The organism is Sphingomonas sp. Leaf62 (assembly GCF_001421915.1).
In the GTDB taxonomy this organism is placed as follows: domain Bacteria; phylum Pseudomonadota; class Alphaproteobacteria; order Sphingomonadales; family Sphingomonadaceae; genus Sphingomonas.
Window position 1 is genome coordinate 104,776 of record NZ_LMLN01000001.1, and the last position, 12,423, is coordinate 117,198.

The following is a 12,423-nucleotide window of genomic DNA, read 5'->3' on the forward strand; positions in this document are numbered from 1 at the left end:
GTTTTCGAAGCGGCACTGCCGTTCGCGTGCTATCATTGCATGATGACCCATCCCCAGATCCTGATGCCCGCCGCGCTGACGCCCCACGTCATCGCCGCGCTCGAAGAACGTTTCACGCTGCACCGGTTGTGGGAACAGGACGATCGCAACGCGTTTCTGGCGGCGGTCGGACCCGACATCGTCGGCATGGCGGTGACCACGCTTGCCGGGAAGATCGACGCAAGCTGGCTCGATCGGTTGCCCGCGCTGGAGATTATCGCCAGCTTCGGCGTCGGTTACGACAATATCGATGCCGATGTCGCCGCAGCGCGGGGCGTGTTGGTCACCAACACGCCCGGCGTCCTCGACGATGAAGTCGCCGACCTCGCCGTCGGGCTGCTATTGGCGACGCTGCGGCGCATTCCGCAGGCCGACCGGTTCGTGCGCGATGGGCGCTGGGCGTCCGGGACCTTCCCGCTTTCGCCGACGCTGCGCGGACGCCGGGTCGGCATCGTCGGGCTGGGAGCGATTGGCAAGACAATAGCGAAACGGATCGAGGCGTTCGGCGTGACGATTGCCTATCACGGACGTTCCCGGCAGGATGGCGTCTCCTATCGCTATTTCGACACACCGGCTGCACTGGCAGCGGAGTCGGACGTCGTCATCGTCATCGTGCCCGGCAATAGCGGAACCCGGCACCTGATCGACGCGGAGGTGCTTGCGGCGCTCGGCCCCGACGGCGTGTTGATCAATGTCGCGCGCGGCAGCGTGGTCGACGAACAGGCGCTGGTGCAGGCGTTGCAGGCCGGCACGATCGGTGGCGCGGGGCTGGACGTGTTCGAGGACGAGCCGAACGTACCCGATGCCCTGCTTGCCATGGAGAATGTGGTGTTGCTGCCGCATATCGGATCGGCGTCGGTCGCGACACGGGCGGCGATGGGGCAGCTGGTCGTCGACAATTTGATCGCGTGGTTCGACGGCGATCCTGCACGGACGCCGGTACCGGAGACCGCGGCGTTGAACCGGCGTTAGGCCGGAGCGACACCCATCGCCTCTCCCAACCGAACCGGCCGTTCCGGTGCCCAGTCCGGATTGAACGCGATCCGGCCGGGTTCGAACAGCATGACGATGGTCGACCCCAGCAAAAACCGGCCCATTTCCTGGCCTTGCTTCAGGGCGACTTCGTCCGGGCCGTACGACCATTCGGCGATCTGTCCGGTCCGTTTCGGGTTGACGACACCGTGCCAGACGGTCGCCATGCTGCCGACGATCGTCGCGCCGACCAATATCATGACGAAGCGGCCATGTTCCGGTGAATCAAAGACGCAGACGACGCGTTCGTTGCGGGCGAACAGATTCGGCACGCCGCGAGCGGTGACCGGGTTCACCGAGTAGAGCGCGCCCGGCACATAGATCATCCGCGCCAGTACGCCGTCGCACGGCATGTGCAGGCGATGATAGTCCTTGGGCGACAGGTACAAGTTGGCGAAGTTGCCACGCAGGAACGGTTCCGCGAGGGCCGGGTCGCCGCCGACCAGTTCGGTCGTGGTGAACCAGTGCCCCTTGGCCTGGACGATCCGGCCGTCGTCGATCGCGCCGAACTGGCTGATCGCGCCATCGACCGGGCAGACGAAGTTGACACCGGCCAGCGGCCGGACGCCGTCGCGCAGCGGGCGGGTGAAAAATTCGTTGAACGATTTGTAGCTGTTGAGGTCCGGATTCGCGGCTTCGCGCATGTCGACACCATAATGCCGCGCGAACCACCGGATCAGTCGCGGCGTGAAAAGCGCGGACTCCGCGCGCGCGACCCGGCCGGCGAGGCCGGTGAGGTGCCGTTTGGGCAACAGATGTTGAATCAGGATCTTCAGACGGTCGGACACAATCGGCCTTTGGATAGGACGCACGGATAGCGATGACGTCGCGACCGGCCTTGTCAGGTCGACCGACGCTAGGCAGGCGGTGGCATATGTCCAGCGGAAACGCATGGCGCGGCGGGGCGGTCCGGCCTATAGGCGCGCCGCATGAGCCAATTGTTCCGCGCCGCCCGCCTGTCCGCCCTGCCCCTGCTGGCGCTGCTATCGACCGTACCGGCCGTCGCGCAAAAGCCCGTCGCGGTGCCGAAGCCCGACAATGCGATCATCCCGCTGCCGCTCAACCCAACCATCCCGGTTGGACAACGGTTGTGTTCGACCAGAACGGCGTCGGGCCTTGGCTATACCGTCCTGCGGCCCGGTACGGGCACCAGGCCGACCGCGACCGACATCGCGCTGGTCAATTACATCGGCTATCTGGCGGCCAGCGGCACGATGTTCGATCAGGGCATGCAATCGCCGCTGCCGATCGATCAGGTCATTCCCGGCTTTTCGGAAGCGTTGCAGACGATGACCAAGGGATCGGTTGTCCGCTTCTGCATTCCCGCCGCGCTCGGTTATGGCCCACGGGAAGCAGGATCGATCCCGGCCAATTCCGATCTGGTGTTTCAGGTCGAGCTGCTCGATTTCAAGACCGCCGCCGAAGTTCAGGCGATGAACAACCCGGCTCCGGCTCCGGCCGAGCAGCAGCCCGCCGCTCCGGCCAAGCCATAAAGGGCGTACCGGGCGGCTCGCCGCCGCCCGGCCGCGCATAGAAGGCTATTTGTCCACCAGCGTTGGCGCATCCGCGCCGTCGGTCATCTTGATCGGCAGGATGCGGCCGTCGCGGGCGTAGCGTATGCGGTCGACCGCCACCTGCCGCTCGCCGCGATAGGGCGCGCCGCCCTGCGGGTTTTCCCAGCGGTGATAGACGATCAGCGACTGGCCGTTCGGGGTGGTAACGAAGCTGTGGTGGCCCGGCCCCTTGTGCGTGGCATCGCTGGTCAGGATCGCGCCGCGATAGTTCCATGGGCCGACCGGAGACGGCGCGGTCGCGTAATGCACCGAATAGTCGGGTCCGTTGAACCGGCCATGGCTGTACGACAGATAATAGGTGCCGCCGCGTTCGTGGAGGAACGCGCCCTCGGTAAATTGCGGCGGGTTGGCGACCGGCACTTCGCGGGCGATGGTCACCATGTCGGGTTTCAGTTCCCACACCCGCAGCTTCGCGCCGGCGCTGCCGCCGGCATAGAGATAGCTCTTTCCCGACCGCCGATCGTTGAAGACCATCGGGTCGATCGCTTCGAAGCCTTTGCCGCCGGTCACCAGCGGGCGGCCGCTGTCGCGATAGGGTCCCTCCGGCCGGTCGGCGACGGCGACGCCGATCCGGCTGGGGGTCGGGTTTTGCGGCCCAACCGAGAAATAGAGATAATATTTGCCGTTTCGCGTCGCGACGCCGGGTGCCCAGAGGAAATGTTCGGGCGCGCGGTCATCCTCGATCCAGCCGATCTGATCGCGGCGGATCAGTTCGCCGCGCGGTCGCCAGTTCTTCAGGTCGCGGGTTGAGAACGCCCCGAACCGGTCGGCGGCCCAGCTTCCGCCGGGGCCGCCGGTCGGGAAGACCCACAGTTCGTTGCCGATGAACATCGCGTGCGGATCGGCACCCTGAAACTGCGGATTGCCGGCCGGGGCGGCGGCGACGCTGGTGAGGAGGATCAGCGGCAGGAACAGGTGTTTGCGCATAGGGGGTTCCCGTGGGTTCGGAGGATCGTGTGTTGGTTCGTCGGGACGTTGGCGAAACTGCTCCGCCGTTCCTTTCGAGATCATGCCTGCAAGAGCCGTCCGCTCAACCCTGAATTCGCCGTACCCCCGCGAAGGCGGGGGTCCAGAGCCAAGCAAAGCAACCGCTTGCGCTGACGGCCCTGGCCCCCCGCCTTCGCGGGGGTACGGCGGAGGTAGGCGTTCGGCGCGTTCGCAAGGCTTCGCTCCGGATCAGAAGCGGAAGCGGACGCCCAGCGAATAGACCCGCTCCAAATACTGGATCTGCCGCGTATAGACGTCGCCCGCATCGTTGAACTGTCGCGTGCGCTTGATCGGGTTGCCGAGCAGGTTGACGATATCGAACGCCAGCGTGACGTTCGGCACCGGCGTCAGCGTCGTCGAGAAGTCGAGCTGGCCCCGCCCCTTTTCGATCACGGCGCGGGTGCGCGGCGATCCGTCGGCACCGACGTCGAGCGGTTCGACGCTGTAATAGCTGACGAAGTCCGACCGGTAGTTGTACGCCAGCCGGGCCGAGAAGAACGAGCGTTCGTAGAGGCCGACGAGGTTGCCCGACCATTCCGACACGCCGGTGAACGGTACCCGCGTGCCCGCGACGTTGGGCGACGCGCTGAGCCCGGTCGCCAGATCGCCGCGCGCGTCGATATAGGTCGCGTTCGCCTGAACCCCGAAGCCGCGCATCCATTCGGGCAGGCTGTCGATGTCGAGGAAGCTGGTGAAGGCGAGTTCGGCACCGTTGAACCGGGTCTTGCCGGTGTTTTCGGGTCGGTCGAAGCGCGACGGTCCATAGCCGAGATCGACCGGGGCAATCGCCACGCGCGAAATGAACCCCTGCGCATCGCGGCGGAACAGCGCGCCGGTCAGCGACCCGGTACGCGAGAAATACCATTCGAGGCTGACGTCGTAATTGTCCGAGGTCAGCGGGTTCAGATCGGGATTGCCGCCCGAGATATTGCGCAGGTTGCTGTTCGGGTCGTTCGGGTTCGGCGGATTATTTGGATCGATGACCGGCGGCGGCCCGACGGTCAGGGTCGGGTTCAGATCGAAGAAGTTCGGCCGGGTCCGCGTCTGGGTATAGGCCAGCCGCATCTGCAGTTCGTCGTTGAAGCGGACGCGTGCGCTGACGTTCGGCAGGTAATCGGTATATTCGTTTTCGGCGACCACCGGGCTGAAGGTTGGGTTCGCGGGATCGGTTTCGTCGCGCGCGAAGCCGCCGATCCGCGTCTTGGTCTTGACCGCGCGCAGCCCGACCAGGCCGTCGACGGTCATCGTCGAACCCAGATCGAACCCGTATTTGATCTGCGCATAGGTCGCGTACGCCTTTTCATTGGCGCGGAAATTCTCGGTCGGATTGAACGCGGGATTTCCCTCCGGCGCGCCGAAGAACGACCGCAGTTCGGCGATGTTCGACCGGATGCTCGGTTCGGTGATCGACGCGAACGTCCGGACCGGAAAGGCATTGTCGAATTTGAACGCGGGCCGGGTCGAGCCGATATCGATCGGCAACGCCGAGATCGGAATACGCTGATCGGTCAGCGGGCTGCCGTTCAACGTGCTGATATAGGGCGCGCCGCGATCGCGATTGGCGTCGCGGTCGTTGTAGCGGAACCCGACCTTGAATTCGCGGAAGAACCCTTCGCCAAGGTCGTACTGCGCATCGAAGCGGGTCTGGATATCCTTGCCGCTGACCTTCAGAAATTCCTGAAAGAAGCCGCGCGTCAGGAAATTGGCGGGATCGGTCACGTCGAAATCGACGAAGTTGAAACTCGGCCCGCCATAATTGCCGCTGGGCGTTTCGAACACGACGTTGCGGGTCGGCGAACTGGCGAACAGATAGTCGATATTGTTCAGATTGAAGGTGTAGGCGCTGTCGGTATAGGCGATATCGGCCGACAGCCGCAGCCGGTCGCGGGTCCAGGTCGCGCCGCCGCCGACCTGATAGGTGTCGGTACGGCCGTTGGCGGAGGTGAAATAGCCGTCCGGCGTGTTCGCACCGACCACGGTCGCGCTCTGCGCGATGGTCGGATTGCCGTCGCGCGTCGTCAGGTTGTTGAGGCGGAAGGCGTCGCCGCCGAAGATCGGCACGAACATCCACTGGTTGGAGTCATGGCCGCGATACCCCTGATACAGGCCGTCGACATAGATTTCGAGCTCGGCGCTCGGCCGCCACTGGAACGCGGCATTGGCTGAGGGGCGGAACCGTTTGCCGTTGCTGGTGAAGCGTCCCTGCGCGTCGGGATAGCGGACGCCGCCGACGCCGGCATTGGCGGCGCTGGTCGTGCCGATCACCAGCGACTGTTCGCGCGTCGCGTCGAGATAGTTCAGACCGACATAGGACGCGTTGACCAGCAGCCCCATCTCGCCGATGCCGGTGTTCCACCGACCGCTGACCAGGAGGTTGCCGTTCCACGTCAGTCCGCCCGATTGCTCCCAGTTGACGCCGTTGAGCGAGCCGGAGATTTCGAGGCCCTTGAAATCGAACGGTCGGCGGCCGCGGACATTGACCTGTCCGCCGATGCCGCCCTCGATCAGGTTCGCGGTGCTGGATTTGTAGACTTCCAGCGCGGCGACGGTGCCGGCCGGGAAATCCTGAATCGCGACGAAGCGGCCTTCGGCGGTGAAGATCTCGCGACCGTTATAGGTGGTGCTGATATCGGGCAGGCCGCGGATCTGGACCCCGGCCGCCTCGCCCGCGCCGCGCGTCACCTGTACGCCGGTCACGCGCGCAAGGGCGGCGGAGGCGAAGGTGTCGGGCAGCTTGCCGATATCCTCGGCGACGATCGCATCGACGATACCGTCGGAATTGCGCTTCAACTGCTGCGCCGATTGCAGGCTGCGGCGCAGGCCGGTGACGACGATGTCGCCGTCGTCGGTCGCACTTTCCTGTGCCGATGGTGCGGGTGCGGTCGGGCTGACCGACTGATCGGACGGCGTGGTCGGCTTGGGCGTTTCCTGCGCGGTGCCGACCTGCGCGAGCGCGGCCGTCGGCAGCAGCGCGGCGAGCGCCGCCAGCATCGATACCGAGCCTCGCAATACAGGCTTGTTGATCATGATTCCTCCCCAGCGGTCGTGGCCGGACGGTCTTTCGCCGTCGGTCCGGTTCGACCTAACAGCGGTGGCGCAGGTTCACAATACGTATATATGTGATAATTGGAAACGGTTACAGATGAAGCACTTCGGTCGAAATGCCGGGTAACGGGCGGGCCGGACAAGCGACAAGAACGGGAGAGAATGAATGAAGCGATTTGCCGCCGCGCTGCTGGGTGCGACCATGTTGACGCTGTCGCCCGCGCAGGCGCGCGACCGCTGGACCGAGGCGCAGGCCGATGCGTGGTATGCCAGGCAGCCATGGCTGGTCGGGGCGAACTACACGCCCGCCAGCGCCATCAACCAGTTCGAGATGTGGCAGGCCGAGACATGGGACCCGAAGCGGATCGATTACGAGCTGAACCTGGCGCAGGGTATCGGCATGAACACGATGCGCGTGTTCCTGCACGACCAGTTGTGGACGCAGGACCCGCAAGGGTTCAGGCGGCGGATCGACGAGTTTCTGCAGATCGCGGCACGGCACAAGATCAAGCCGCTATTCGTGCTGTTCGACAGCTGCTGGGATCCGAACCCGAAGCTGGGGCCGCAGCATCCGCCGATCCCCGGCGTCCATAATTCGGGCTGGGTACAGGGGCCGGGCATGGCGGGGCTACGCGACAAGAGCCGCTATCCGGCGTACAAGGCCTATGTGCAGGGGGTGATTGCCGCCTTCGGGCGCGACGACCGCGTGCTCGGCTGGGACGTGTGGAACGAGCCCGACAATGGCGCCGACCAATATCCGGGGCAGGACGGCAAGGAGCCGCTGGTCCGCGCGCTGCTGGCGCAGGTGTTCGACTGGGCGCGCGACGCCGATCCGATGCAGCCGATCACCTCGGGCGTCTGGATCGGGCAGGACTGGACACCGGGCGGCAAGGGATCGGCGATGGAAAAGCTGCAGCTCGGCCAGTCGGACGTCATCACCTTTCACGACTATAGCTGGCCGGAGACGTTCGAAGGGCGCATCCGGCAATTGCTGCCGTACAAGCGCCCGATCCTCTGCACCGAATATATGGCGCGCGGGAACGGGTCGACGTTCGACGGATCGCTGCCGATCGCCAAGCGGTACAATGTCGGAATGATGAACTGGGGGTTCGTCGATGGAAAGACGCAGACCCGGTTGCCATGGGACAGCTGGCAAAAGCCCTATGTGATGGCCGAACCGACCATCTGGTTCCACGAGGTGTTCCGCGCCGATGGCAGCCCCTATCGCACTGCCGAGACCGACCTGATCCGTCGGCTGGCGACGTCGCCCAGGGGAGTCGTGCCGGATACCGCCGCGGCCATGTCGCCCATGCCGCCGCGTCGCCGCCGCTGAACGACCGCCGCCCGCCATCGTCGCCGGGGGTGACGGGTGTTCGAAATCCTAACTTGTTGGTAAAGCTTTTGTCCTACGTTGCGCTCTTCCACGGGGAGTAGCCGGTGCATCTCTCGATTTCGACCAAGGTGACCGTCGCGTGCACAGCGGTGCTGTTGCCCTCGCTGTTGCTGCTGGCGAGCTGGTTGCATATCGGCGCGGAGGTCGGCGATGCGGCGGGGCATATCGGTCATCTGACCGAATTGCTGCGTGGACAGGATCGGCAGGATGCCGCGCAGCGTGCGCTGCGCCTGTCGATCGGCGACGCGACCCGGCTGGCCGAACGCCACGGCACCGTGCCCGACGCCCAATGGCGCGCGCTGTCCGCCGAGTTGCAGGCGTTTCGGGCGCTGAACAACGTCACGGCGAACGACCCCGATCGCGCGCTGCCGCCCGAGTTGCGGATCGCGCTGGCGCGGACCCGCGCTGCGACGCTGGCATTCGTGCCGATCGGCAAGGAACTTGTCGATATCGCCCGGATCGACCCCGATGGGATCAAGCCGACGATGCCGCGGTTTCTCGACGCGCTCAAGGCGCTGGAAACCGAACGGACGCGAACCCGCGATGCGATGGGCCGCGCGATCGGCGACGCGGCCGACGATGCGATCGCGCTGAACCATCGCGGCACCTTTCGCGCGCTGTTGAGCGCGGGCGCGGTCATCCTCGCCCTACTGATCATGGCGTTGTGGCTGCATCTGCGCGTCATCGAACCGCTGACGTCGATCGCCGGCATCCTGCGGGCATTTCGTGCGGACCGTCCGGTCGGGCAAAGCGTGCCCTGTCTCGACCGGCAGGACGAGGTCGGCGATCTGGCACGCGGCGTTTCCGAATATCACAAGGCGATGGAGGCACAGCGCAGTGCGCAACGCCGCGTCGACTTCCTCGCCCATCACGATGCGCTGACCGGCCTGCCCAACCGGTTGCTGTTCGAGAACCGGCTGTCGCACGAGCTGCTGCGGGCGCGCCGGACGGGTGAGAAGGTCACGCTGTTCGCGATCGACCTCGACCAGTTCAAGAGCATCAACGACCGTTGCGGCCATGCCGGCGGCGACGATGCGCTGCGGCGCGCGGCCAAGCTGTTGTCGGGATGCGTGCGGGCCAGCGACCTGGTCGCGCGGATCGGGGGGGACGAATTCGCGATCATCCAGATCGCACCGGCGCAACCCGCAGCCGCCGAGGGCCTGTTGCGGCGGATCGCGCGCGCGACCGACGCCACGCTGACTGCCGATGTCCCGATCCAGATGAGCATCGGCGTTGCCATCGCCGCGCCCGATCAAAGCGGCGGCGACCTCCACAACCTTGCCGACATGGCGCTGTATCGTGCCAAATCGGACGGGCGGAATACCGCACGGTTCTTCGATACCAGCCTGCTGGAGGAAGTGAGCCTGCGCAGCCGGCTGGGTCGCGATCTGGAACGGGCGATCGATGCAAACCAGCTGCACGTCGCCTATCAACCGATCGCAACGCCCGACGGCCGGATTGCCGGGTTCGAGGCGCTGCTGCGCTGGACCCATATCGATCTGGGCAATATTCCGCCGGACGTCTTCATTCCGATCGCCGAAGCGACGGGCCAGATCGGCCGTATCGGCCATTGGGTTGCCGATACGGCAATGGCGGCGGCGGCACGGTGGCCCGAGCACATGCACCTGGCGCTCAATCTGTCGCCGCTGCAATTCCGCGACGCCGAACTTGCCGGCAGTCTGATCGACCTGGCCGCAAGGCACGGGGTGACGACCGATCGGCTCGAAATGGAAGTGACCGAAAGCGCCACCCTGCTCGACCAGCATCGCCATGCGGTACACACGACGCTGCGGCGGTTGCAGGCGGCGGGGGCGATCATCGCGATGGACGATTTCGGCACCGGACATTCCTCGCTCAGCAACCTGAAGGAATTCACCTTCGACAAGCTGAAGATCGATCGCAGCTTCGTCGCGGCGATGTTATCCGACGCCCCTTCCGCCGTCATCGTCAAGGCGACGATCGGTCTCGGCAAGAGCCTTGGCATGTCGATCGTCGCGGAGGGGGTCGAGACCGCCGAACAACTGGCGCAGCTTCGCGAATGGGGCTGCGACCAGTTGCAGGGCTATTTCATCGGTCGGCCGATGCGCGTCGTCGACCATCTGATCGCACCCGTCGAAATGGCAGGCTGACCGAGCGCCCCCGGACAAACGGCGTAGGACGCGGCCTTGCGCGGCCGACGCCGAGCGGCCAAGCAGCGGCGATGCGGATCGCTCTCTACGAACCCGAAATCGCCGGCAATGTCGGTGCGGTGATGCGGCTGGGTGCCTGTCTGGGCGTCGCCGTCGACCTGATCGAGCCCTTGGGGTTCGCATGGGACGATCGTCGAGTCCGGCGGACGGCGATGGACTATATCGATCATGTCTCGGTCACGCGTCATGCCGACTTCGCCGCGTTCCGTTCGACGGTGGCGCCGCCGCGCCTCGTGCTGTTCACCACCAAAAGCGAGCGATCATCCTATGATTTCGCATTCAGGCCCGACGACGTGCTGTTGTTCGGCAAGGAAAGCGCCGGCGTGCCCGCCGACATCGCCGCAATGTGTGACGCACGCCTGCGCCTGCCGATCCGGGCAGCGGTGCGATCGATGAACCTCGCCACCGCCACCGCGCTCGCGCTGGGCGAGGCGCTGCGTCAGACCGGCGGCCTGCCCGGCTGATCCCCGGCGGCTTCGCCCGATTGCGTACCGTCGCTGCAACGCGACGGGACGATCGGCATCGTCGTGCGTTGTCGGGTTTTCGGGGATGTTCCCTGACAAGGATGATGGATCGAATGGCGGACAGGCCCGACATGGAAATTTCACGCCGCGGCGTGCTGGCAAGTGGCGCGATGGGCGCTGCCATTGCCGTGACGCCAGCTGCTGCGACGGCGCAATCGGCACCCCGGCCCGCGTCGCCGCCGACGATGCCGGTCCGCTTCAGGGTGAACGGCAAGCCGCAGCAGATGACGCTCGATACGCGCACCACCCTGCTCGATGCGCTGCGCGAGCACCTGCACCTGACCGGCACCAAGAAAGGCTGCGATCACGGCCAGTGCGGTGCCTGCACCGTGCTGGTGGACGGCAAGCGCATCAATTCCTGCCTGACTCTGGCGGTGATGCATGAGGGCGACGAGATCGTGACGATCGAGGGGCTGGGCACGCCCGACAAGCTGCATCCGATGCAGGCGGCGTTCGTGAAGCATGACGGCTATCAATGCGGTTATTGCACGCCGGGACAGATTTGTTCGGCAGTCGCGGTGCTCGACGAAATCCGGCGTGGCGTGCCGAGCCATGTGCAGGCCGACCTGACCAAGCGTCCGGCCGCGACAAACATGGAAATGCGAGAGCGGATGAGCGGCAATATCTGTCGCTGCGGCGCATATTCGAACATCGCCGATGCCATGGCCGATGTGGCGGGAGCCAAGGCATGAGAGCCTTTACCTACGAACGCGCGCGCGATGCGGTGGCGGCGGCACGGATCGTCGCCAGCCGGCCCGACGCGAAGTTCATCGCCGGCGGCACCAACCTGCTCGACCTGATGAAGCTCGAGATCGAGACGCCGACGCATCTGGTCGATGTGCAGGATCTGGGGTTCGACAAGATCGAGAAGACCCGGGATGGCGGTCTGCGGATCGGCGCGCTGGTGACCAATACCGATCTTGCTGCCGATGAACGGGTAAGGCGCGACTATGGCGTGCTGACGCGGGCGATCGTCGCGGGCGCTTCGGGACAGTTGCGCAACAAGGCGTCGACCGCCGGCAACCTGCTGCAACGGACCCGCTGCCCGTATTTCTACGACACCAACATGGCGTGCAACAAGCGCAAGCCGGGGTCGGGCTGTGCCGCGATCGGCGGCTATTCGCGACAGTTGGGCGTGATCGGCGTGAGTAACGCCTGCATCGCGACCTTTCCGGGCGACATGGCGGTGGCGATGCGTGTGCTCGACGCCAGCATCGAAACGGTAGATGGCGCGGGTGCGCGGCGTACCATTCCGATCGCCGACTTCCACCGCTTGTGGGGCGATCGGCCCGACATGGATACGGTACTGAAGCCCGGCGAACTGATCACCGCCGTCACCCTGCCCCGCCCGATCGGCGGCCAGCATTTTTACGAAAAGGTGCGCGACCGGGCCTCCTATGCCTATGCACTGGTATCGGTTGCGGCGGTGATCCAGCGCGACGGGTCCGGCCGCGTCGCCTTCGGCGGGGTCGCGCCGCGGCCGTGGCGGGTAGAGGCGGCTGACGCTTTGCTGCCGCAGGGGGCCGCCGCCGTCACCGCCCGTGCGTTTCAGGGGGCCACCCCCACCAAGGACAATGCGTTCAAGCTGCCGCTCGCCACCCGCGCGCTGGCATCGGTCATCGCGCAAGCCAAGGCATAAT

At 65.6% G+C, this 12,423-nt stretch carries 10 protein-coding genes; 7 read left to right on the forward strand and 3 right to left on the reverse strand.

Annotated features, from left to right (window positions below; all coding sequences use genetic code 11):
• Window positions 1-1,011 (forward strand): 2-hydroxyacid dehydrogenase (locus tag ASE91_RS00475; protein ID WP_235530227.1); only part of this gene is annotated, 1,011 nt, incomplete at its 5' end.
• Here ASE91_RS00475 and asd read toward each other — a convergent pair.
• The gene (asd, locus tag ASE91_RS00480) at window positions 1,008-1,859 is read right to left on the reverse strand and encodes an archaetidylserine decarboxylase (protein ID WP_056621740.1); all 852 of its coding nucleotides are present in this window, start codon (window positions 1,857-1,859) and stop codon (window positions 1,008-1,010) included. The two genes, ASE91_RS00475 and asd, sit on opposite strands and share 4 nt — an antisense overlap.
• Window positions 1,860-2,000: 141 nt before the next feature.
• Here asd and ASE91_RS00485 point away from each other — a divergent pair, with 141 nt between their 5' ends.
• Entirely contained in the window at window positions 2,001-2,564 is a 564-nt protein-coding gene (locus tag ASE91_RS00485; protein ID WP_056621742.1) for an FKBP-type peptidyl-prolyl cis-trans isomerase, read from the forward strand.
• A 45-nt stretch (window positions 2,565-2,609) separates the two neighbouring features.
• On the opposite strand, the gene ASE91_RS00490 is transcribed toward ASE91_RS00485, so the two are convergent.
• Both ASE91_RS00490 and ASE91_RS00495 read right to left on the reverse strand, forming a co-directional pair.
• Complete coding sequence (locus ASE91_RS00490; RefSeq protein ID WP_056621744.1) at window positions 2,610-3,572, reverse strand: family 43 glycosylhydrolase; 963 nt, start codon at window positions 3,570-3,572, stop codon at window positions 2,610-2,612.
• Window positions 3,573-3,821: 249 nt separating this feature from the next.
• Window positions 3,822-6,659, reverse strand: coding sequence for a TonB-dependent receptor (locus tag ASE91_RS00495; protein WP_082453733.1), 2,838 nt, complete (start codon window positions 6,657-6,659; stop codon window positions 3,822-3,824).
• Window positions 6,660-6,843: 184 nt separating this feature from the next.
• Between ASE91_RS00495 and ASE91_RS00500 the strand changes: the two genes are divergently transcribed.
• The 5 genes from ASE91_RS00500 (at window position 6,844) to ASE91_RS00520 (ending at window position 12,422) form a co-directional block, all read left to right on the forward strand.
• On the forward strand, window positions 6,844-8,010 hold the full coding sequence (locus tag ASE91_RS00500; RefSeq protein WP_056621748.1) for a cellulase family glycosylhydrolase: 1,167 nt from the start codon (window positions 6,844-6,846) through the stop codon (window positions 8,008-8,010).
• 104 nt (window positions 8,011-8,114) lie between these two features.
• A complete protein-coding gene (locus ASE91_RS00505) occupies window positions 8,115-10,199 on the forward strand; it encodes a putative bifunctional diguanylate cyclase/phosphodiesterase (protein WP_056621750.1) in 2,085 nt (694 codons plus the stop codon).
• Window positions 10,200-10,270: 71 nt separating this feature from the next.
• Window positions 10,271-10,723, forward strand: coding sequence for a tRNA (cytidine(34)-2'-O)-methyltransferase (locus ASE91_RS00510; RefSeq protein WP_056621753.1), 453 nt, complete (start codon window positions 10,271-10,273; stop codon window positions 10,721-10,723).
• Between the two features lie 113 nt (window positions 10,724-10,836).
• The gene (paoA, locus tag ASE91_RS00515; protein ID WP_056621754.1) at window positions 10,837-11,475 is read left to right on the forward strand and encodes an aldehyde dehydrogenase iron-sulfur subunit PaoA; all 639 of its coding nucleotides are present in this window, start codon (window positions 10,837-10,839) and stop codon (window positions 11,473-11,475) included.
• A complete protein-coding gene (locus ASE91_RS00520) occupies window positions 11,472-12,422 on the forward strand; it encodes an FAD binding domain-containing protein (RefSeq protein ID WP_056621756.1) in 951 nt (316 codons plus the stop codon). The genes paoA and ASE91_RS00520 overlap by 4 nt, the downstream gene beginning before the upstream one ends.
• Window position 12,423 lies beyond the last annotated feature (1 nt).